Here is a 19,586-nt window from a genome sequence, read left to right on the forward strand (position 1 = left end):
GAAACTCATGAAAGCCAAAGTTTTTACGCAGGACGGCAAGGTCAAGGGCGAGATGGCCCTGGCCGACAGCGTCTTTAACGCAGATGTCAACGAGCAGGTGATGTACCTTGTTGTCAAGACCTACCTGGCCAACCAGCGCCAGGGCACGGCCAAGACCAAGGGCAGGTCGGAAGTGAGCGGCGGCGGCCGCAAGCCGTGGAAGCAGAAGCACACCGGCAACGCGCGCGCCGGCTCCAACACCTCGCCGATCTGGGTGCGCGGCGGCAAGGCCTTCGGCCCGGTCCCGAGAGATTATTACCGTCACATTCCGAAGACCATGCGCAGAATCGCGCTCACGTCCGCGCTTTCGTCACGCGCGAAAGAGGAAAAGGTTTCTGTGGTGGCGGGCATCACATGCGACGCGCCGAAGACCAAGACCATCGCCGCGATGATCGGGGCGCTTTCCCTTGCCGACAAACGGACGCTGCTCGTGATCGACCAAGCAAGCAAGAACATCTACCTTTCGGGCAGGAACATAAAGAACCTCACGCTGAAACCGGTCTCCGAGATCAATGCCTACGACGTGCTCAGCAACGACGCCATTGTGTTCGGATCCGAAGCGATCGTGAAGAAGATCGAGGAGGCGTACGCGCAGTGAGCACCTATCATTCGATCATCCGGTATCCGTCCATTACCGAGAAGAACACCCAGCTGCGGGCGTCGCAGAACAAATACGTCTTTGAGGTCATGCCCACCGCCACCAAGCCGCAAATCAAGGAGGCGGTGGAAAAGCTTTTCAGCGTCAAGGTGCTGTCGGTGAACACCATGGTGGTGAAGGGAAAGAAAAAAAAGCAGGGCAGGTTCGCAGGCTACCGCCCGAACTGGAAAAAGGCGATTGTCAAGGTGGCTGCCGGGCAGACCATCAGCAAATTCGGCGAAGTGTAAATAACAGGATACTAAAGTATAACGGAGAAATTATGGCTCTCAAGACCTATCGGCCGCTAACGCCGGTGCTTCGGTATAAGAACACGCTGGATTTTGCGCAGCTGACCACCGACAGCCCCTACGCGCCTCTGTGCGTGGCAAAAAAGAGAATGGGCGGCCGCAATAGCGACGGACACATCACAGTGCGGCACCACGGCGGCGGGCAGAAAAAATATTACCGCATCATCGATTTCAGGCGCGACAAAAAAAACATTACCGGCACCGTAGAGACCATCGAGTACGATCCGAACCGCTCGTGCTTCATCGCTCTTGTCAAGTATCTTGACGGCGAGCGCCGCTATATTCTCGCCACCGCGAACATGAAGCCGGGCATGAAGGTGATTTCTTCCGACACCTGCGAAATCGCCGAAGGCAACTGCATGCCGCTCGTCAACATGCCGTCGGGCACCATGGTGCACAACATAGAGCTCAAAGAAGGCAGGGGCGGCCAAATGGCGCGGAGCGCGGGCGCCTACGCGGAAATCGTGGCGCGCGAGAACAACATGGTGCAGCTGCGGCTTCCCTCGGGCGAGATCCGCAACATCCGCGAGAAGTGCACGGCCACCATCGGTCAGGTGAGCAACATCGAGCACATGAACGTGGTGCTGGGCTCGGCCGGCCGCAAGCGGTTGATGGGTTGGCGTCCGCACGTGCGCGGCGTCGCCATGAACCCGGTCGACCATCCCATGGGCGGCGGCGAGGCGAAGTCCAAGGGCGGCAACCACCCGATGTCGCCGTGGGCGCAGAAGGCCAAGGGGCTCAAGACGCGCACGAGAAAGAAGCTGTCGAGCAAATACATCATCAGCAGGAGAACCAAGTAATGGCCCGCTCAATAAAAAAAGGCCCTTTTGTCGACGAGCATCTCGCGAAAAAGGTGAACGAGATGAATACGTCGGGGCAGAAGAAAGTGCTCAAGACCTGGTCGCGGCGTTCCACCATCCTGCCCGAATTCGTGGGGTTGACGTTCGCGGTCCACAACGGGAACAAGTTCATTCCCGTGTACGTGACTGAAAACATGGTGGGGCACAAGCTCGGCGAGTTCGCGCCGACCAGGACCTTCAGGGGCCACAGCGGCCATATCAAGGCGACCGACGGAATGACGGAAGAGCAAGCGGCGGCGGCATCATAACGAACCGGAGTTTTTGGAGGATAAACAGTGGAAGCAGTTGCGACTTGTAAATTTCTGCGCAAAACGGCGCGGAAGGCCCGCTTCGTGGCGGACGCCCTGCGGGGGAAAATGGTGGGCGAGGCGTTAAGCCTGCTTGAATTCGGCACGAAAAAGACCGTGGCAAAGGACATTGCCAAGCTCATCAAGTCCGCCGTGGCGAATCTGCAGCACAAGAACGCCGACGCGCACATCAACGTTGACGAGTTGCGCATCAAGGCCATCGAAGTGGGCAACGGGCCCACCCTCAAGCGGTTCCGGCCGCGGGCGCAGGGACGCGCCTACCGGATCCTCAAGCGGATGTGCCACATCAAAGTCGTTGTGTCGAACTGAAAGGGGTAATGGTGGGTCAGAAAACGAATCCTATCGGTCTACGGCTCGGCATCACGAGGACCTGGGTCTCCAACTGGTACACGAGGGACAAGATGTCGGACTACATCTATGAAGATCTCCTGGTGCGGAACTATCTCAAGAAGCGCCTCGAGCACGGCGGCATTTCGTTCATCCAGATCGAGCGGACGGCCAAGCGCGTCACGGTCACCATACACACCTCGCGTCCCGGCATCGTGATCGGCAAGAAAGGCGAGGAAGTGGAGCGGCTCAAGGGTGAGCTGCAGCACCTGACGCAGAAAGAAATCCAGATTAACATAAAAGAAGTCAAGAAGCCCGAAATGGACGCGCAGCTTGTCGCCGACAACATTGCGCGGCAGCTCGAAAAGCGCGTCTCGTACAAGAAGGCAATAAAGAAGTCCATCGCCACGGCATTGCGCATGGGCGCCGAGGGCATCAAGATCGGCGTGAGCGGCCGGCTCAACGGCGCGGAAATCGCCCGGCGCGAAATGTTCAAGGAGGGCCGCGTTCCGCTGCACACCCTGCGCGCCGAGATCGACTATTCCACCGCCACCGCGGTGACGACCTACGGGTGCATCGGCGTGAAGGTCTGGATCTGCAAGGGCGAAGTGATCAACCGCGCCGAGAAAAACGCCGCGAAACAGAAGGAACCTGCGAACGCCGCATAGGGAGGGACAAGGGAAATGTTAGCGCCGAAGAAAGTAAAGTGGAGAAAGCAGCAGCGGGGACGCATGCGGGGCCAGGCAACGCGGTGCAATTCCCTTGCGTTCGGGGAATACGGCCTGCAGGCAGTCCAGCCCGGATGGGTCGACAGCAAGCAGATGGAGGCCGCGCGTATCGCCATGGCACGGTTCCTCAAGCGCGGGGGGAAAATTTTCATCCGCGTGTATCCCGACAAACCTTACACGAAGCATCCGGCCGAATCGCGCATGGGAAAAGGCAAGGGCATCCCCGAAGGGTGGGTCGCGGTTGTCAGGCCCGGCACCGTGATGTTCGAAATGGCGGGCGTCAAGGCCGACGTGGCCCAAAAGGCCATACGGCTCGCCTCGCAGAAGCTCCCCATCCGCTCGCGGTTAATTGAGATCGAAGAAACAATAGGATAGCACCATGAGACTTAAAGCACGCGACATGAGGCATTTGGCGGTGAAGGAACTGCAGGAGAAGGCGGCGTCCCTCGAGGAGGAGCTTTTCAACCTGCGTTTCCAGGCGAAAATGGGCCAGCTGAGCAACGCGCTGCGGCTCAGGGCCGTGCGAAGGGACATCGCGCGGGTAAATACCGTGATTAACGAAAAACGCGGAGAGCAGACCCCATCCGCCCCCAAGGCAGAAGTCCAGACGAAAGAGGAACAAAAAGTAAAACATGCCCAGAAGCCGGAACCGAAACCCGAGGCAAGGTCAAAAGGCAAGGCCAAGCCGAAAGAAAAGACCAGGGCGAAAGCGAACACCAAACACAAAGCAAAAGCGTCTTCGAAGTAAGAGGTGAGAATGGTTGAGCGGAACATGAGAAAATCGAGAGTCGGGGTCGTCGTCAGCGACAAGATGGACAAGACCGTCATCGTGAGCGTGGCGCGCAGCTTTATCCACAGCCAGTATGGCAAGACCATCCGCACCAACAAGAAATTCGTGGCCCACGACGAGAAGGACGAGTGCGCCGTGGGAGACATCGTGGAGATCGTGGAGACGCGTCCGCTTTCGAAGACCAAGCGGTGGCGCGTGCGTGAGATCCTGACAAAGGCGAAATAATACAGGTTACCGATATCAGCATGATGAGGACACAATGATTCAGGTTCATACCGAGATGAACGTCGCAGACAACTCCGGTGCGCGCAAGGTGGAATGCATCAGGGTTCTCGGCGCGACGAGGCGCCGTTACGCGTACGTGGGCGACGTCGTGATCGTTTCCGTGAAGAACGCGCTTCCGAACACCGCGGTCAAGAAAGGCGAGGTGGCGCGGGCGGTGATCGTGCGCACCACCAAGGAATACGGCCGCAACGACGGTACCTACATCCGTTTCAGCGACAACGCGGCGGTGCTCATCAATGACGCGAACGAGCCCCGGGGCACGCGTATTTTCGGCCCCGTGGCGCGCGAGTTGCGCGACAAACAATTCATGCGCATCGTGTCGCTTGCGCCGGAAGTGCTGTAACAGGGGAGATTGACACTATGCCATTGCGGTTGAGAAAAAACGACACGGTCATGATCGTGTCGGGCGACAATAAAGGACAAACCGGACGGATCATCAAGGTGATGCCCAAGAAGAACCGCGCCGTGGTCGAGGCGAGGAACATGGTGAAGCGCCATACCAAGCCGAGCCGGAAGGTGCAGCAGGGCGGGATCATCGAAAAAGAAGCGTCCATTCATCTGTCAAACCTCATGCTGCTGTGCCCGAAGACGTCGAAGGCGACGAGGGTCGGCATGAGGACTCTTGACTCGGGGAAACGGGTGCGGTATTCAAAAAAGGCTAAGGAGCTGATCGATTGAACACTGACAAACAGAAAAAACTGCCGAGGATTCGGGAGTTCTACCAGACACAGGTGATTCCCGCCCTTAAAACGAAGTTCGGCCTGAAGAACGTCATGCAGGTGCCCCGGCTCGACAAGATCGTGCTGAACATGGGCGTGGGCAAGGCGATCCAGGACTCGAAGCTCATTGACGAAGCGGTGACCGTGTTGCAGAACATCAGCGGCCAGAAGCCGATCATTACCAGGGCCAAGAAGGCGATTTCCAATTTCAAGCTGCGCAAGAACCTTCCCATCGGCGTCAAGGTGACCCTGCGGGGAGAGCGGATGTACGAATTCTTCGACCGGCTCATTTCCATCACCATGCCCCGCATCAGGGATTTCAAGGGAATCTCGCGGAAATCGTTCGACGGACACGGCAACTACACGCTCGGCATCAAGGAGCAGATCGTGTTCGCGGAGGTCGACCGCGACAAGATCACGAACATCACGGGCATGGACGTCTGCATATGCACTACGGCCGGCAAGGACGAGCTTGCCCTTGCCCTTCTCGAAGAAATGGGCATGCCGTTCAGGAAATAGGTTCACGTTTACTAAGGGAGAATGACGAGTGGCACGAAAAGCGATAATGGAAAAATGCAGAAAGACGCCCAAGTTCAAAACGCGCCGATACCACCGCTGCAGGCGGTGCGGCCGCAAGCGCGGCTATCTCAGGCGATTCGGCCTGTGCAGGATCTGCTTCAGGGAAATGGCGCTCAACGGCCTGATTCCCGGCGTGGTCAAGGCGAGCTGGTAAACGGTTTTTCTATTTTGCAGGAATAAAGGGGACAAGGCATGACGGATCAGATTGCTGACATGTTCACGAGGATACGAAACGCGATACAGGCCAAGAAAAGGACCGTGAGCGTTCCCGCCTCGAATCTCAAGAAGGAAATCACGCGGCTGCTGTTCGAAAACCACTTTATCGCAAAATACGCGTTTGTCGACGACGGCCGCCACGGCACCATTAAGATTTTGCTCAAGTATAACGACCGGATGGAGAACGCCATCCAGGGACTCAGGCGCGTGAGCACGCCGGGGCTTCGGATGTATTCGCGCGCCGCCTCGGTTCCCAAGATGATGAACGGCATGGGGCTCACCATTATTTCAACATCCAAGGGCGTCATGAGCGACGCCGACTGCCGGAAAATGAACATGGGCGGCGAAGTAATCGGCATGGTGTGGTAAAACCTGGAACTTTTCAACGGGGAGCTGTAATTTGTCTCGCATAGGAAAAAAACCGATTCCGATTCCCAAGGGAGTCGAGGTTAAAATAGAGGGCAGCACGGTATCGGTGAAGGGACCCAAAGGAACCGCTGTGAAAAAAGCGCACCCGGCTGTCAAGCTTTCCGTGGAGAACAACGAGGTGCGTTGCACGGCCGACGCGGCCGACCGCCTGTCGAAGTCGGTATGGGGGCTGTGGCGCGTTCTCATCAACAACATGATCATGGGCGTGACCGCCGGCTACAAGAAGACGCTTGACATACAGGGAGTCGGGTACAAGGCCGAAATGAAGGGGAAGGATCTCAACATCGTGGTGGGATATTCACATCCCGTCGTGATCAAGCCGGCCCCGGGAATCACCTTTAAAACCGAAACGGCCACCCGCATCATCATCGAAGGCATCGACAAGGAGGCGGTGGGAGAAACGACCGCCGAAATCCGTTTGATCAGGGGACCGGAACCGTATAAGGGCAAGGGAATTAGATATCTCGACGAGCATGTCCGCCGCAAGGTGGGCAAGGCCGCAGGCAAGTAAACAATCACGCGAAAGATACGTGGAGATCAAGGCAGCGTTATGAAGAAAAAGTCAGACAGCCGGCAGAAACGGGCGAACCGCATACGGACAAAGATAGCAGGCACCGCGCAGCGGCCGAGACTCTGTGTGCGCAGAAGCCTGAGCCACATGTACGCCCAAATCGTTGACGACCTGTCGGGCAAGTCGCTTGTGCAGACCGGCAGCACCTCCAAGGAGATCCTGGGAAAAATTACCGACAAGAAAAAAACCTCAAAGACCGAGGTGGCAAAACTCGTGGGCGATCTCATCGCGGAAAAGGCCAAGGCAAAAGGGATCGAGAAAGTCGTGTTTGACCGCAAAGGGTATGCTTATCACGGCCGTGTAAAGGCGCTCGCCGATGCAGCGCGCAAAAAAGGCCTGCAATTCTAATATGTAGTAAGCAGAAAAAGAGATGCCGCAGATTTTAAATGGATAAGGCATCCAGTAAAAAGTTTTGTTAACAAGGAGTCTCAGTTGGATCACCAAGGAAAAATGGCCGAAACGGGCGAAGAAGGAAAACTTCTTGACAGACTCATAGCGGTGACCAGGGTCGCCAAAGTGGTCAAGGGAGGCCGCAGATTCGGTTTTAACGCGCTCGTTGCGGTAGGCGACTCAAACGGTACGGTCGGCGTGGGCATGGGAAAAGCCAATGACGTCACCGACGCGATCCGCAAGGCCGTTGAAAACGCAAAGAAAAACCTTGTCACGGTCAGCGTGGTGAACGGCACCATCCCGCATGAGATCATCGGCACCTTCGGCGCGGGAAGCATCCTGCTCAAACCCGCGGGCCCCGGCACCGGCGTCATCGCGGGCGGGCCGGCGCGCGCCGTGCTCGAACTGGTGGGCATTCACAATATATTGACAAAATGCATCGGCACCACCAACGCGCACAACGTTGTCAAGGCCACCATGAACGGCCTGCTTCGGCTCAAGACCCGCGATCAGGTGCGGCAGCTGCGGCAGATCCCCGAAGTGGTAAAAGCGGAAGAGGCAAAGGCGGAATAACGCATGGCGAAAAAGATAAAGATAAAACAAGTCAAGAGCTGCATCGGCAACATCACGCCGCAAAAACGGACCCTCAAGGCGCTCGGGCTGCGCCGCATCAGGCACGAAAAGACCTACAACGATTCGCCTGCCCTGCGCGGCATGATCGGGGTGGTGAAGCACCTTGTCGAGGTCACCGAAGCCAAGGAAGGCGCATAACCATGTTCAGACTCAATGAACTGCACCCGGCACCGGGCTGCACCAGGGATTCCAAACGCCGCGGCCGCGGCATCGGCTCGGGCAACGGCAAGACCGCGGGCCGGGGGCACAAGGGCGCAGGCGCTCGCTCGGGCACCAAGAAAAAGCTGTACTTTGAGGGCGGACAGACGCCGCTCACCCGCAGGATACCCAAGCGCGGCTTTGCCGGTCCAGAAGGCAAGAAGTTCCAGATTGTCAATATCGGCGACATCGTGAGCATGGAGCCGGCCGACAAAGAGGTCACGGCCGAGTGGCTTTTCGACAACGGGCTCATCCGGTCGAAAACAGACCCGGTGAAAATCCTGGGCAACGGCGACTGCGCGAAAAGCGTGACAGTCAAGGCACAGGCATTTTCGAAATCGGCGCGCGAGAAGATTGAAAAGGCAAAAGGGAAAGCCGAGGTAGTCGCGAGTGCTTGAGACCTTCAAGAATATCCTAAGGATACCGGACCTCCGCAAGAAGGTTGGGTTTACCCTTCTTATTATATTTATTTACCGCATCGGCGGACATATTCCCACACCAGGCATCAATTCCAATGTGCTCGCCGAATTCTGGGCCCAGTCGCAGAACACCCTGTTCGGCCTCTATGATATGTTCGTGGGCGGCGCATTCGGCAAGGCCACCGTGTTTGCCATGGGCGTGATGCCGTACATCAGCGCATCGATCATCATCCAATTGCTTGCAACCGTTTTTCCCTACTTTCACAAGCTGCAGCGCGAGGGCGGCGAGGGCAGGAAAAAAATCACGCAATACACCCGCTACGGCACCGTGCTCCTTTCCTTCATACAGGCCATCGGCGTGAGCGTTTTTCTCCAGAGTATCGTGTCGCCGACCACCGGACAGCACGCCGTGATTCCCGGGATCGCCCCGCCCGTGTTCACCTTTGTGACCGCGGTGAGCCTCACCACGGGCACGGTCCTGATCATGTGGCTGGGCGAACAAATCACCAACAGGGGAATCGGCAACGGCATTTCGTTTATCATCTTCATCGGCATCGTTGACAGGATCCCCACCGCGGTGTTCAGGGAGATCCAGCAGGTGGTCGCGGGAACAAGGAACCTGTTCCTTGAACTCGTCGTGCTCGCCATTGTTTTCGGCATGACAGCGTTCATCGTGCTCTTTACCCAGGCGCAGCGCCGCATTCCCATACAGACGCCGAAAAAAGTGGTAGGGACAAAAATGTACGCCGGCCAAAACACGGTGCTGCCGCTCCGCGTGATCATGGCGGGTGTCATCCCGATCATTTTCGCGTCATCGCTCATGTTCCTGCCCAGCATGCTCAAGAATTTCTTCCCGGAGTCGCAGGTGATGGAGGATTTCACCAACCTGTTTCTGCCCGGCAGGCCCGTGCACGACTCGCTGTACGCGCTCCTGGTGATTTTCTTCACCTATTTTTACACCGCCATTATATTTAACCCGATGGACATCGCGGACAACCTCAAGAAGTCGGGCGGATTTGTCCCGGGCATACGGCCGGGTAAGAAGACCGCCGAATTCCTCGACAGCGTGCTCACGCGCATCACGCTGCCGGGCGCGATTTTCCTCGCGTTCGTGTCGGTGGTGCCTTTTTTGATTCTCGGCGCGTTTAATGTTTCGTTTTACTTTGGCGGCACGAGCGTTCTCATCGTCGTGGGCGTGGCGCTCGATACGCTGCAGCAGCTCGAATATCATTTACAGATGCATAATTACGAAGGGTTCCTTAAGAAAGGCCGTCTGCGCGGCAGGCGGTATTATTAACCGGACAGGGGAGCACGGCCGGAAGTATGTCGAAGCAGGAATCAATACAGGTGGAAGGTACAGTGGTTGAGACCCTGCCCAATGCTTCATTCCGCGTCGAGCTCGAAAACAAGCATGAGATCCTTGCCCATATTTCGGGCAAGATGAGAATGAATTACATACGCATTCTGCCCGGGGACAAGGTGCTTATTGAACTTTCCCCGTACGACTTGACAAGAGGCAGAATCGTGTACCGATACAAATAGAAGTTCCGAATTCCAGGTTTCAGGTTCCAAGTTCAAAAACAAAGTGACTACCTGAAACTTGGAACTTGAAACCTGGAACTCTTGATAGGAGTGATATCTTGAAAGTACGAGCGTCGGTCAAGAAAATGTGCATCGGCTGCAAGGTCATCAAGCGGCGGGGCGTGGTGCGCGTCATCTGCTCGAAAAACCCCAAACACAAGCAGCGCCAGGGCTGACGCAGCGCCTGAGAAAGGAGTCCGGCAGTGGCACGTGTGGCAGGAGTTGAGATACCGAACAACAAACGGTGCGAGGTTGCTCTCACCTATATCTTCGGCATCGGGAGATCGTCGGCGCTTAAGATTTGCGCAAAGGCGAACGTTGACAAGAACAAAAAGGTAAAAGACTGCTCTGAGGACGAGCTCGACCGTATCCGCAAGATCATCGACAGCGAATACACGGTGGAGGGAAACCTGAGGTCAAACGTCCGCCTCAACATCAAGCGTCTCATGGACATCGGCTGCTACCGCGGCATACGGCACCGCAAGCAGCTGCCGGTGCGCGGCCAGCGCACGCGCACCAATGCGCGCACACGCAAGGGTCCGCGCAAAACCATCGCCGGCAAGAAAAAAGCGCCGTCTAAAGGATAACGGTTGAAAATATAAGGGGTACCACGACAATGGCAGAAAGCAAGAAAGAAGGAAAGGCAGAGGCTAAGCCCGAGAAAAAGGGCGAACACGCTGCCGACAAACCTGAGAAGAAACACGCCGAAGGCAAGCCTGATAAAAAAGGCGAGCATACGGCCGAAGGCAAACCCGAGAAGAAAGCCGAGCACGGCGCAGAGGGCAAACCCGAGAAAAAGGGCGAGCGCGGTGCCGAAGGCAGGCCCGAGCGGAAAACCGAACAGGGAGCCGAGGACGGTGCCGAAGCGAAGGGCGAAGGCAAAGAAAAAGCCCCGGTCGTAAAGAAAATCCGGAAAAAAGTCGCCTCCGACGGCATCGCGCACGTAAGGGCGACGTTCAACAACACGCTCATCAACGTTTCGGACATGCAGGGCAACGTGGTGGCGTGGGGATCGCCCGGCAAATCCGGGTTCAAGGGCTCGCGGAAGAGCACACCCTTTGCCGCGCAGATCGCGGCCGAAGCCGTTGGCAAGGCCGCGTTCGACGCCGGCGTTCGGAAAATAGAAGTGCATATCAAGGGCGCGGGAAACGGCCGGGAGAGCTCGATACGGGCGCTCGCAGCAGCCGGGCTCAGAATCACGGCAATCAAAGATTATACGGCCATTCCTCATAATGGCTGTCGTCCACCAAAACGAAGAAGGGTATAAGAGGAGTAACAACTATGGCAGTGTATCATGGCCCGCGGTGCAGGCAATGCCGCAGGGAAGGCGTGAAGCTGATGCTCAAGGGCGAGCGTTGCAGGTCGGAAAAATGCGCCGTGGATCGCCGGCCCTATCCGCCGGGAATGCGCATGACGAAGCGGCGCCGTTCAACGTCGGAATACAACGCGCAGCTCCGCGAGAAGCAGAAGATGCGCCGCATCTACGGCATTCTCGAGCGCCAGTTCCACCAATATTTTAAAAAGGCGTCGAAAAGCACGGGCGTGACGGGCGAGATGCTGCTCCGCATGCTCGAGATGCGGATCGACAACATCGTGTACCGCATCGGATTCGCCCCGTCGCGCAGCGCGGCGCGGCTTTTGGTGCTGCACAACCATTTCAAGGTAAACGGCAAGAACGTCAACGTCCCTTCGTACCAGCTCAAGGAAGGCGACGTGGTGACGGTCCGCGAAAAAAGCAAAACCCTCGAGGTCATCCACAGCGCGCTCAAGGCCGCGAAGGATGTCCCGGAATGGCTGTCGGTTGACAAAGTCCAGCTGTCGGGGACCGTCGTGCGGCTGCCCGCGCGCGCCGACATCCCGGTCACCGTCCAGGAACAATTGGTCGTGGAACTGTACTCCAAATAACAGAGGAGAACTAGGTACATGAAGTGGAAAAGCCTGTTGATGCCCAAAACCATCAAGGTCGAAAATCCCGACGATGTCGCCCGTTACGGGAAGGTGATTGTCGAGCCGCTCGAGCGGGGATGGGGGCACACCGTGGGAAACGCCATCCGGCGTGTCCTGCTGTCGTCGCTCCAGGGAGCTGCCGTGATTTCGGTCCGCATCGAGAACGTCCTCCACGAGTACTCGACCATCCAGGGCGTCAAGGAGGACATCACCGACATCATCCTGAACATCAAGAAGCTGCGCGTCAAGCTGAATTCCGACGAAGACGCGACACTACGCCTCGACGTGAGCGGCGAGGGCGAGGTCAAGGCGTCCGACATCGAAAAAAACCCGGACGTGGAAATCCTCAACCCGGACCTGCACATCGCCACCATCAATGCAGACGCAAAGCTCAAGATCGAAATGCGGGTGTCGGACGGCCGCGGCTACGTTCCCGCGGAGCAGAACAAGCGCGAGGACGACCCGGTGGGCAGCATCCCCATCGACGCGCTGTTTTCGCCGGTTGAAAAAGTAAACTACACCGTTGAAAACGCGCGCGTGGGACAGCGGACCGACCTCGACAAGCTCGTTCTCGACGTATGGACCGACGGCAGCATCTCGGTCGAAGACGCCATGGCCTACGCGGCAAAACTGCTTGCCGACCATTTCACCCTCTTCATCAACTTCGAGGGCGACCTCGAGCCGGTGGAGGAAGTGGTGAAAGACGAGAAGGCAGAGAAGCTCCGCCAGCTCCTCAAGATGCGTGTTGACGAACTGGAATTGTCGGTGCGCTCCGCGAACTGCCTGCGCGCCGCCAACATCCACACGCTGGCCGACCTGGTGAAGAACCAGGAGTCCGACATGCTCAAGTACAAGAATTTCGGCCGCAAATCGCTCATCGAGCTCAACCAGATCCTTGCCAACCTCGGGTTGTCATTCGGCATGGAAGTGGAAAAAGTGGAGCCCGCGGAAGCCAAGGAAAAATGAGGTTAGAAGGTTCAGGGTTCATGGTCCAAAGGGTGTCAAACCACGAACGAACTTGAGCGCCGAACGGGGAACCTGCAACGAAGAAATAAAGGAATTTATTCAACATGCGTCATTTAAGTTCTGTCAGCAAACTGGGCATGCGGACGAGCCACCGCAACGCGACGCTCGGAAACCTTGCCATGTCGGTGCTCGACATGGAGCGCGTGATCACCACGGTTCCCAAGGCAAAGGTGGCGAGGAGCCTTGTGGAGCATCTCATCACCATCGCAAAGCGCGGTGGACTCCACGCGGTGCGGCTCGCGGCCCAAACCATCACCCAGAAAGACGTTCTCCAAAAGCTGTTCACCGACATCGCGCCGTCGTACAAAACACGCGAGGGCGGATACACCCGCATCCTCAAGCTCGGGGAGCGCTGGGGCGACAACGCGCAGACCTGCGTCTTCGAGCTGGTGGGCAGGAACAGCCTTGAACTGTCGCAGTTGCGGAAAAAGAAACGCAAGGCGCCCGGCGCCGAGCCCGCCGCCGGAGAGGCAGGCAAGGATAAAGAAGCTCCGGAGGAAAAGGCCGTTGAGAAAAAAGAGGAAAAGGCGGCGCCCAAGGAAAAGGAAGCCAAAAAAGAGAAAAAGGAAAAAGCGGCGCCCAAAAAGAAGAAGGCTCCCGAAAAAAAGACCGATGACTCGGCCGATAAGAAAAAGAAAAGCAAATAACGATTAACAAGGGGTAGCACCATGTCACTCGTGCCAATGAAGCTCATTCTCGACGAGGCCAACAAGGCCGGTTACGGCGTTGGGGCCTTTAACGTCAACAACATGGAGCAATTGCAGGCGATCTGCGCCGCGGCCGCCGAAACCAATTCTCCGGTCATCATCCAGGTGAGCCGTAACGCGCTCAAATACGCCGACAAGGGCCTGCTCGCCGTGATGGTGGGCTACATGGCCAACAAAAAATACCCGCAGATTCCCATGTCGTTGCACCTCGACCACGGCCCGGACATCGAGACCGTGGCCGAATGCGTGAAGCTCGGGTTCACGTCGGTGATGATCGACGGTTCGCTTGACTACAGCAGAAAAGACGAAAAGGGGAAGCACCCGGCACGCTCGTTCGAAGACAACGTGAAGATCACCAAAGAGGCGGTCGCGATCGCGCACGCCGCCGGCGTCACGGTGGAGGGCGAGATCGGCACGCTCGGCGGGATCGAGGATGACACGGTCGCCGGCGCGGTGCACCTTACCAACCCGGCCGAGGCCGAGGAATTCGTGAAGCAGACCGGCGTCGACGCGCTGGCGCTCGCCATCGGCACCTCGCACGGCGCGTACAAGTTCCCGGTGGGACACGAGATCAAGCTCGCGCTCGACATCATCGACGACGTGCACAAGCGGATCCCCAACACCGCGCTTGTCATGCACGGCAGCTCGTCGGTGCCGCCGCACATGGTTGAGCTCGTCAATAAATTCGGCGGCAAAGTGCCCAACGCGGTGGGCGTTCCCACGGCCATGATCCAGGACGCGATCAAGCGCGGCATGCGCAAGGTGAACATCGACACCGACGGACGCCTTGCGATCACGGGAGCGATCCGCAAGGTGTTTGCCGAGCAGCCCCAGAAATTCGACCCGCGCGATTACCTCGGGCCCGCCCGCGAGGCCGTGAAGGCTTGGATGCTCGAGGAAATGAAGGCCTTCGGCACCGCCGGCCATGCCGGTGATTACCGGCCGGTGACCACCAAGGACATGCTGAAGGTGTATTTCCCCAAGGCGGCGAAGAAGTCTGCGCCGAAAAAAGCCGCGAAGAAGCCGGCAAGAAAAGCGGCGAAGAAAAGGAAAAAGTAGATTAGTCTTAATAAATAGCGATTGACAAAAGGCATGACGGTGTAAGGTCGTGCCTTTTTGATTTCTGCATCGATTGTCGCCACCGTGGGTGATTTGATGCAGCTGAACCCTGCCGCCGCGTTAGGTCCGAACGGAGGTCGCTCTGGAGAGCGATGCTGCCCGGACGCCCCGGGAAGCGGCCTCGCGCCTGGCAACCCGAGCCGGTAGGCGAGACCGGAGCGAGGACCGACCCGACCCCGAGCATTTATGAGGGGGAGGGGAACGCCCATATATATCACTCATAACTCATAATACCATGTGCATTAATTATATTTTATCGGTCTAAAATCGACATAAAACACGGGCTCCGGAATCATGAACGGCAGCCTTTTCACCGTATATCACCGACATTTTTCAGGAGGGGACAAAGGACAATGCGTATGAAAAAATTACAGGTTGGATTGATGGGCGTGGTCTGCGCGGCATGGTTTGCCACTTCGTCCGGTGCCGATATCGTCACTTTCAACAGCCCCGGGCAATGGACCACCGAACGCTCGGACAACCTCGTGCTCAAGGCGCAGCTCGACACGGCAAAAATTCCGAAGAAGCAAATTTCGGTGAGCCTTTATAAAATAGAGGCGGGGAAGAAAAAGCTTGTCGCGACCAAGCCGTTCAAGGTCACCGATTATTCCCAGGAATTCAATCTCGGCACCGTTGGGACAAACCTCCTGGGCGGCAAGGACTATCTCAAGATCGAGTGGTCGATCATGGGCGCCAAAGACAAGGGCAGCCTGTTCCCGGTCGGCATTGTCAATCTCGACAAGCTGCCCCCGGTGGCGGCCGTGCACGCGTCCAAGGTACAGGCGCCTCTCGATGCGGGCAGCGCCGCGTCGTTTGCCGCAAGCGCGAAATTCGTATCCGTGAAGGACTGCGACATCGCCCTTTTCTGGAGCAGCAGCGCGCTTTCGGTGCTGGTGAAAAAAGGCCAGTCCAAGAACACGCTCAAGCTGGCGTTTGACGGCAAGAACGGCAAGAACGCCTTTATTTCGTACCCGGACCGGGTTGTTGAACTGAACATGACGAAGGATTCCCTGAGCACCGTGCTGTACGAGCGGGTCGCCTTGAGCGACAGCGTCAATTTCCCGGTCAAGGACTGGAAAAGCGAAGTGAAAAAGACCGCGGCCAACGGCATGACCATCATCACCATCCCGTGGTACGACATCGGGCTTGTCGCCCAGGACGGACGGGTGCTGGGTTTTGGTGCGTTCGTGACCGACGAGAAATCGGCGCCGGTCGCGGCCTACCCGGCAAGTGCAAAGCTGCTGCTGCCAGGCTCGTGGTCGAGCATCGTGCTTGACAAATAACGCTATTTACGGTGGCTGTAGTTCAATTGGTTAGAGCCCCGGACTGTGGCTCCGGGTGTTGCGGGTTCGAGCCCCGTCAGCCACCCTTTTAAAATTCCCCTTTTTTTCCACGTTTTGCGAGGGAAAACGCTTGACAAGCCCAAAAGTCCAGCGTTTTTCATTTGTTCCTCTTTATCAATTTTTATCACCTTTTTACAATACGTTTCGGACAAATTACGGACAGTTTTTAAATATCCTCAAATAACCACCAACAAAAATATTCCGGCCGGCAACTATCGAAGAAACTGACATTTTTCCATGGCGCGCGCAAAAAAAGACTGGGCACCCTTACGGATGCCCAGTATATCTACGGACCCGTTCGTAGCGCAGCTACTTTAAAAGCAGAACCTGCCGGACAAAGTGTCCGCCATCAACGTCAAGACGAACGAAGCAAACTCCGGTGCTCATTGCCTTACCGTTGGGGATAGTTCCGTTGATCGCAATCGGATGCCACCCGGCTTCGACCCTCGAATTGGCCGTCCGTTCTAGGATTCTTCCTCTCGCGTCAAGAATCTCCACGGAAACGAGCGAAGGAATACTAATATAGTATCGCACCACACCGTTGATTGTCCGGATGTCGAAAGCCGGCATGACGGAGGCCGCCGCCCGGCGCGGTGCCGGCCTCACCGCAGTTACTATTCCATTGTTCGGTACCGGTACCACCGTGAACGAGGCTGTGCCGGTGCCGAGGCCGGGCGAGGTTGCTGTCACGGTCACCGCGCCTGGTGTAAACGTCGAGCGCACCGCAACCTTGCACATGCCGCCTTCGGCCGAAAGGTTAGGGTCGAGAGGTGCATGATAGCCCACGGGTTGGCCTGCCGTAACCATCTGATCGCTTCCGCCGCGATAATTGCCGGGGCCCGAAACCGCAAAGGTGATGATGTTGCTTGCCGTGGGGCAGGTGATGTTGTTTGCGTCAACGACTTTTGCGAGTATGAGCGCGGCGTCCGTGGCATTGGCAGTAATCTGGAACGTGTCCCCGTCGGCCTGCACCACCGGCGTGTCCACGACCAGAACGATGTGATCAGGATTGCCAGCTGTTTGTTTCTGGTCTGAACACACGATTTTGCCGTTGGCGTCAAGGCCGTTCGCAATCAGTGTCCCGGCAGCCCAGGTCACGTTGTCCCAATAACATTGGAACGGCAGTTCCGTGTTGGTATTCGCGGCGATGGTGTAGTCATCGCCGGTGCCTTGCCAGGGATTCGGCGTCTTGGTTCCCAAACTATTCCCATTTAATAGCAGATTTACGCTGGGGCAATTACTGAACACGTTGACCCGGACCGATCCCGACCGGTTCCAGTGATGTGCGATATAAACGACGGGCCTGATGGAATAGGGAATCCAGCACGCGGCATACATCTTGTACAGCATCTTGGGCAACCGGTTGAAATCCATCATGGAACAGCCGAACGATCTCACGGAATTGCCCGGAGTTCCATCGGCGTATTGCTGGTCCTCGCCGGGAGTTTCGGCCATGTACCATTGACACATGCCAAAACAATTGGCCGCCCTCGCATCCTTCCAGTGCATCAGATATGCCTGGGCCATCTCAATTTCATAATCGTAGGCGTCCCGTTGCGAAGCGTACATGTTCATTCCGCCCCACGCTTCCGCGCCCCAGGCCGGATTGCCGGGGTTCCCGCCCTTGACGCCGATCTCGCATCCGGTAACCGTGCACGAAAGGATATCTTTGGGCCCGTTTCCGTTTCCGCGAACCGATATTACACGCGGGGAAAGGGAGTCCCATGTATTGCAGATGGTCCGGAGCGCGTTGCACGTATTGGGATCGATGTTCCCGTTGCTTACCTCCCATGCGAGAATGGACGGATCGTTCCGGTCGCGGATGACTCCGTCGCGCTGCATTTCCTCCTTGAGCGTGATTTGGTCCGCGGTCGCGGATCCGGTGGAGAACTGGCCCTCGCCTTCGCCGCTCGGCTGCATGAGCATCACACCGGTATTGTCGCACGCGTAGACGAAACCGGGGCTGCACGCGGAGTGACCGGGCCTCCACAGGTTTCCGCCGCACTTTGTGAGAAGCAGCGCGTCACGATATTCGATTTCAGGCGGCAGGGCGGTGCCGAGCGCGGGGTAGTCGTAGCGGGCGGATGCCCCGTACAGCAGATGCTTGTGCCCGTTGATATAAGGAAAATTGGCGTCCCAGGTGATCGTGCGTATTCCCAGAGGACTTTGGAATACGTCAACCGTGGACCCGGCCACCTGTACGATATGGTACACCTTGTACATATACGGCGAGCCGAAGGTGCTGTTGTTCGGATACCACAGATGAGGATTGGCAACGGTTCCGTTCTGATCGAAAACCGTGCTTTGCCCCGCGCTGACGGCGCCGGTGCTTGTCTGGGTCAAAACTACCGTATTCGCGGCATCAACGACCTTGGTTGTAACCGTAACCGTCTGGGCGGTTGCGCCGTCGTTCCTGACGTTTGTCAACATCCGCACCGTTGCCTGTGAACCATCGGCGGTAACGTTTGTCGCGGCGACATAGGTGCCCCATTGACTGAGCGTTGAATACGAATTCATCGGCACATGAACCTTGTCGGTGATGTGCATGAACACTGGCCTGAATATTCCGCCATCCTCTGAACCAAAACGGAAGACCTCCGAAAAACCGGGATCCTTATAAAAGCCGCCGCCCTTGCCCACTCGCACGGCCAACACATTGTCCGCTCCTCCAAAGGTGACATAAGGTGTGAGATCCACGACGAATCCCTGGAAACCTATGACGTGGGTAGCCTGCGCATCCGCGGTAACGGCGCTGTTACCGGGGAGAAAAGTGCCGTTGATGTACACCTGGCAGCCTACATGCACACCCTGGAATTCAACGAAGATTTTTCTGTCGGCGTACGAATTGTCGAGGGTAAAATGTTTTCTGTACCATACATTGCCGCCAAACATCGACCCGTCGCCGCCGCCGCTGCCTTGGTTGATAAAGGTGTCGGTGTCATTATAGGTGTGCGGAACACCGATCTGCTTCCACGCGGCGTCGTTAAACGCAGGGGCCTGGGCGCCGGCGGGGTCGGATTTCGCAAACAGCCAGGGCGTCACGCCCATGTTGATCGTGACCCTGTTGCTCGATTCTCCCGTGTACGTATCCGCGGAGCCGGATATCGAAACCAGCATCGCGGCAACCATCGCCCACCCAATGATTTTGCTTTTCATTGTCATTGCCCCCTTAAAAGTAGATTGTTTTGCATGCGGGATCTTGCGTTGGAGAACCTCGCAGCAGTTTCGGTGATCTTCAAGCTCTGTTGAACGAATACACCCTCTCATTCGATCAGTACCTTCCGCGCGCGCCCCCGGACGCGAGCATGTGAAACATCCTGCGCGCGTTGTGTGCATTCCCACTTTTCGAAAGCGGCCGCAAAACCAAGTTCAATCCCATTCCTAGCCATATAATATAATCTACAATTGCAGATTTCACTTGTCTAAA

The 19,586-nt window shown here is 57.0% G+C and carries 29 protein-coding genes, 1 tRNA gene and 1 pseudogene; 30 read left to right on the plus strand and 1 reads right to left on the minus strand.

What is annotated here, in order from left to right; translation table 11 throughout:
• Window positions 1-7 precede the first annotated feature (7 nt).
• The 30 genes and pseudogenes from rplD (at window position 8) to VLX68_16045 (ending at window position 16,184) form a co-directional block, all read left to right on the plus strand.
• The gene (gene rplD, locus VLX68_15900; protein HUI93727.1) at window positions 8-637 is read left to right on the plus strand and encodes a 50S ribosomal protein L4; all 630 of its coding nucleotides are present in this window, start codon (window positions 8-10) and stop codon (window positions 635-637) included.
• Complete coding sequence (locus tag VLX68_15905; GenBank protein HUI93728.1) at window positions 634-924, plus strand: 50S ribosomal protein L23; 291 nt, start codon at window positions 634-636, stop codon at window positions 922-924. Before rplD ends, VLX68_15905 begins: the two co-directional genes overlap by 4 nt.
• Before the next feature lie 32 nt (window positions 925-956).
• Window positions 957-1,784 (plus strand): 50S ribosomal protein L2, encoded by an 828-nt coding sequence (gene rplB / locus VLX68_15910; protein HUI93729.1) that lies wholly within the window; start codon window positions 957-959, stop codon window positions 1,782-1,784.
• Window positions 1,784-2,092 (plus strand): 30S ribosomal protein S19, encoded by a 309-nt coding sequence (gene rpsS / locus VLX68_15915; GenBank protein HUI93730.1) that lies wholly within the window; start codon window positions 1,784-1,786, stop codon window positions 2,090-2,092. Before rplB ends, rpsS begins: the two co-directional genes overlap by 1 nt.
• 27 nt (window positions 2,093-2,119) lie before the next feature.
• A complete protein-coding gene (gene rplV / locus VLX68_15920; protein ID HUI93731.1) occupies window positions 2,120-2,461 on the plus strand; it encodes a 50S ribosomal protein L22 in 342 nt (113 codons plus the stop codon).
• 11 nt (window positions 2,462-2,472) lie between these two features.
• On the plus strand, window positions 2,473-3,147 hold the full coding sequence (rpsC, locus tag VLX68_15925) for a 30S ribosomal protein S3 (GenBank protein HUI93732.1): 675 nt from the start codon (window positions 2,473-2,475) through the stop codon (window positions 3,145-3,147).
• Between the two features lie 15 nt (window positions 3,148-3,162).
• Window positions 3,163-3,582, plus strand: coding sequence for a 50S ribosomal protein L16 (gene rplP, locus VLX68_15930; protein ID HUI93733.1), 420 nt, complete (start codon window positions 3,163-3,165; stop codon window positions 3,580-3,582).
• 4 nt (window positions 3,583-3,586) lie between these two features.
• A pseudogene (rpmC, locus tag VLX68_15935) lies at window positions 3,587-3,772 on the plus strand (50S ribosomal protein L29).
• A 192-nt stretch (window positions 3,773-3,964) separates the two neighbouring features.
• Window positions 3,965-4,222 (plus strand): 30S ribosomal protein S17, encoded by a 258-nt coding sequence (gene rpsQ, locus VLX68_15940; GenBank protein ID HUI93734.1) that lies wholly within the window; start codon window positions 3,965-3,967, stop codon window positions 4,220-4,222.
• Window positions 4,223-4,256: 34 nt separating this feature from the next.
• Entirely contained in the window at window positions 4,257-4,625 is a 369-nt protein-coding gene (rplN, locus tag VLX68_15945; GenBank protein ID HUI93735.1) for a 50S ribosomal protein L14, read from the plus strand.
• 17 nt (window positions 4,626-4,642) lie between these two features.
• Entirely contained in the window at window positions 4,643-4,960 is a 318-nt protein-coding gene (gene rplX / locus VLX68_15950; protein HUI93736.1) for a 50S ribosomal protein L24, read from the plus strand.
• Window positions 4,961-4,980: 20 nt separating this feature from the next.
• Window positions 4,981-5,520 carry a 50S ribosomal protein L5 gene (rplE, locus tag VLX68_15955; GenBank protein HUI93737.1) on the plus strand — a complete coding sequence of 180 codons (540 nt, stop codon included), beginning with the start codon at window positions 4,981-4,983 and terminating at the stop codon, window positions 5,518-5,520.
• Between the two features lie 28 nt (window positions 5,521-5,548).
• The gene (locus VLX68_15960) at window positions 5,549-5,734 is read left to right on the plus strand and encodes a type Z 30S ribosomal protein S14 (GenBank protein HUI93738.1); all 186 of its coding nucleotides are present in this window, start codon (window positions 5,549-5,551) and stop codon (window positions 5,732-5,734) included.
• A 38-nt stretch (window positions 5,735-5,772) separates the two neighbouring features.
• Complete coding sequence (gene rpsH, locus VLX68_15965) at window positions 5,773-6,165, plus strand: 30S ribosomal protein S8 (protein HUI93739.1); 393 nt, start codon at window positions 5,773-5,775, stop codon at window positions 6,163-6,165.
• Between the two features lie 31 nt (window positions 6,166-6,196).
• Entirely contained in the window at window positions 6,197-6,736 is a 540-nt protein-coding gene (gene rplF / locus VLX68_15970; GenBank protein HUI93740.1) for a 50S ribosomal protein L6, read from the plus strand.
• Between the two features lie 39 nt (window positions 6,737-6,775).
• Window positions 6,776-7,144 (plus strand): 50S ribosomal protein L18, encoded by a 369-nt coding sequence (rplR, locus tag VLX68_15975; GenBank protein HUI93741.1) that lies wholly within the window; start codon window positions 6,776-6,778, stop codon window positions 7,142-7,144.
• Between the two features lie 102 nt (window positions 7,145-7,246).
• On the plus strand, window positions 7,247-7,759 hold the full coding sequence (gene rpsE / locus VLX68_15980) for a 30S ribosomal protein S5 (protein HUI93742.1): 513 nt from the start codon (window positions 7,247-7,249) through the stop codon (window positions 7,757-7,759).
• A gap of 3 nt (window positions 7,760-7,762) precedes the next feature.
• On the plus strand, window positions 7,763-7,957 hold the full coding sequence (gene rpmD / locus VLX68_15985) for a 50S ribosomal protein L30 (GenBank protein ID HUI93743.1): 195 nt from the start codon (window positions 7,763-7,765) through the stop codon (window positions 7,955-7,957).
• A gap of 2 nt (window positions 7,958-7,959) precedes the next feature.
• On the plus strand, window positions 7,960-8,415 hold the full coding sequence (rplO, locus tag VLX68_15990) for a 50S ribosomal protein L15 (protein HUI93744.1): 456 nt from the start codon (window positions 7,960-7,962) through the stop codon (window positions 8,413-8,415).
• Window positions 8,408-9,733, plus strand: coding sequence for a preprotein translocase subunit SecY (gene secY / locus VLX68_15995; GenBank protein ID HUI93745.1), 1,326 nt, complete (start codon window positions 8,408-8,410; stop codon window positions 9,731-9,733). The genes rplO and secY overlap by 8 nt, the downstream gene beginning before the upstream one ends.
• 26 nt (window positions 9,734-9,759) lie before the next feature.
• The gene (infA, locus tag VLX68_16000; protein ID HUI93746.1) at window positions 9,760-9,978 is read left to right on the plus strand and encodes a translation initiation factor IF-1; all 219 of its coding nucleotides are present in this window, start codon (window positions 9,760-9,762) and stop codon (window positions 9,976-9,978) included.
• A gap of 98 nt (window positions 9,979-10,076) precedes the next feature.
• Complete coding sequence (gene rpmJ, locus VLX68_16005; protein ID HUI93747.1) at window positions 10,077-10,193, plus strand: 50S ribosomal protein L36; 117 nt, start codon at window positions 10,077-10,079, stop codon at window positions 10,191-10,193.
• Window positions 10,194-10,220: 27 nt separating this feature from the next.
• Complete coding sequence (rpsM, locus tag VLX68_16010) at window positions 10,221-10,604, plus strand: 30S ribosomal protein S13 (GenBank protein HUI93748.1); 384 nt, start codon at window positions 10,221-10,223, stop codon at window positions 10,602-10,604.
• A 320-nt stretch (window positions 10,605-10,924) separates the two neighbouring features.
• Window positions 10,925-11,284 carry a 30S ribosomal protein S11 gene (rpsK, locus tag VLX68_16015; GenBank protein ID HUI93749.1) on the plus strand — a complete coding sequence of 120 codons (360 nt, stop codon included), beginning with the start codon at window positions 10,925-10,927 and terminating at the stop codon, window positions 11,282-11,284.
• 14 nt (window positions 11,285-11,298) lie between these two features.
• Window positions 11,299-11,922, plus strand: a complete 624-nt coding sequence (gene rpsD, locus VLX68_16020; protein ID HUI93750.1) for a 30S ribosomal protein S4 — start codon at window positions 11,299-11,301, stop codon at window positions 11,920-11,922.
• An 18-nt stretch (window positions 11,923-11,940) separates the two neighbouring features.
• Window positions 11,941-12,930 (plus strand): DNA-directed RNA polymerase subunit alpha, encoded by a 990-nt coding sequence (locus VLX68_16025; protein ID HUI93751.1) that lies wholly within the window; start codon window positions 11,941-11,943, stop codon window positions 12,928-12,930.
• Between the two features lie 104 nt (window positions 12,931-13,034).
• Window positions 13,035-13,637 (plus strand): 50S ribosomal protein L17, encoded by a 603-nt coding sequence (rplQ, locus tag VLX68_16030; protein ID HUI93752.1) that lies wholly within the window; start codon window positions 13,035-13,037, stop codon window positions 13,635-13,637.
• A gap of 21 nt (window positions 13,638-13,658) precedes the next feature.
• On the plus strand, window positions 13,659-14,756 hold the full coding sequence (locus VLX68_16035) for a ketose-bisphosphate aldolase (protein ID HUI93753.1): 1,098 nt from the start codon (window positions 13,659-13,661) through the stop codon (window positions 14,754-14,756).
• 419 nt (window positions 14,757-15,175) lie between these two features.
• On the plus strand, window positions 15,176-16,099 hold the full coding sequence (locus VLX68_16040; protein HUI93754.1) for a hypothetical protein: 924 nt from the start codon (window positions 15,176-15,178) through the stop codon (window positions 16,097-16,099).
• 11 nt (window positions 16,100-16,110) lie between these two features.
• Window positions 16,111-16,184: transfer RNA gene (locus VLX68_16045), tRNA-His, on the plus strand.
• A gap of 284 nt (window positions 16,185-16,468) precedes the next feature.
• Here VLX68_16045 and VLX68_16050 read toward each other — a convergent pair.
• A complete protein-coding gene (locus VLX68_16050; protein HUI93755.1) occupies window positions 16,469-19,315 on the minus strand; it encodes a DUF4982 domain-containing protein in 2,847 nt (948 codons plus the stop codon).
• Between the last annotated feature and the right edge of the window lie 271 nt (window positions 19,316-19,586).

It is taken from the genome of Chitinivibrionales bacterium (assembly GCA_035516255.1).
In the GTDB taxonomy this organism is placed as follows: Bacteria; Fibrobacterota; Chitinivibrionia; order Chitinivibrionales; family FEN-1185; genus FEN-1185.

What these genes read in the sequence shown, in the direction of transcription:
- rplD (HUI93727.1), top strand. Translation starts at nt 8, where the DNA reads ATGAAAGCCAAAGTTTTTACGCAGGACGGCAAGGTCAAGGGCGAGATG.
- rplB (HUI93729.1), top strand. Translation starts at nt 957, where the DNA reads ATGGCTCTCAAGACCTATCGGCCGCTAACGCCGGTGCTTCGGTATAAG.
- rpsS (HUI93730.1), top strand. Translation starts at nt 1,784, where the DNA reads ATGGCCCGCTCAATAAAAAAAGGCCCTTTTGTCGACGAGCATCTCGCG.
- rplP (HUI93733.1), top strand. Translation starts at nt 3,163, where the DNA reads ATGTTAGCGCCGAAGAAAGTAAAGTGGAGAAAGCAGCAGCGGGGACGC.
- rpsQ (HUI93734.1), top strand. Translation starts at nt 3,965, where the DNA reads ATGGTTGAGCGGAACATGAGAAAATCGAGAGTCGGGGTCGTCGTCAGC.
- rplN (HUI93735.1), top strand. Translation starts at nt 4,257, where the DNA reads ATGATTCAGGTTCATACCGAGATGAACGTCGCAGACAACTCCGGTGCG.
- rplX (HUI93736.1), top strand. Translation starts at nt 4,643, where the DNA reads ATGCCATTGCGGTTGAGAAAAAACGACACGGTCATGATCGTGTCGGGC.
- rpsH (HUI93739.1), top strand. Translation starts at nt 5,773, where the DNA reads ATGACGGATCAGATTGCTGACATGTTCACGAGGATACGAAACGCGATA.
- rplR (HUI93741.1), top strand. Translation starts at nt 6,776, where the DNA reads ATGAAGAAAAAGTCAGACAGCCGGCAGAAACGGGCGAACCGCATACGG.
- rpsE (HUI93742.1), top strand. Translation starts at nt 7,247, where the DNA reads ATGGCCGAAACGGGCGAAGAAGGAAAACTTCTTGACAGACTCATAGCG.
- rpmD (HUI93743.1), top strand. Translation starts at nt 7,763, where the DNA reads ATGGCGAAAAAGATAAAGATAAAACAAGTCAAGAGCTGCATCGGCAAC.
- rplO (HUI93744.1), top strand. Translation starts at nt 7,960, where the DNA reads ATGTTCAGACTCAATGAACTGCACCCGGCACCGGGCTGCACCAGGGAT.
- infA (HUI93746.1), top strand. Translation starts at nt 9,760, where the DNA reads ATGTCGAAGCAGGAATCAATACAGGTGGAAGGTACAGTGGTTGAGACC.
- rpsD (HUI93750.1), top strand. Translation starts at nt 11,299, where the DNA reads ATGGCAGTGTATCATGGCCCGCGGTGCAGGCAATGCCGCAGGGAAGGC.
- VLX68_16025 (HUI93751.1), top strand. Translation starts at nt 11,941, where the DNA reads ATGAAGTGGAAAAGCCTGTTGATGCCCAAAACCATCAAGGTCGAAAAT.
- rplQ (HUI93752.1), top strand. Translation starts at nt 13,035, where the DNA reads ATGCGTCATTTAAGTTCTGTCAGCAAACTGGGCATGCGGACGAGCCAC.
- VLX68_16035 (HUI93753.1), top strand. Translation starts at nt 13,659, where the DNA reads ATGTCACTCGTGCCAATGAAGCTCATTCTCGACGAGGCCAACAAGGCC.
- VLX68_16040 (HUI93754.1), top strand. Translation starts at nt 15,176, where the DNA reads ATGAAAAAATTACAGGTTGGATTGATGGGCGTGGTCTGCGCGGCATGG.
- VLX68_16050 (HUI93755.1), bottom strand. Translation starts at nt 19,315, where the DNA reads ATGAAAAGCAAAATCATTGGGTGGGCGATGGTTGCCGCGATGCTGGTT.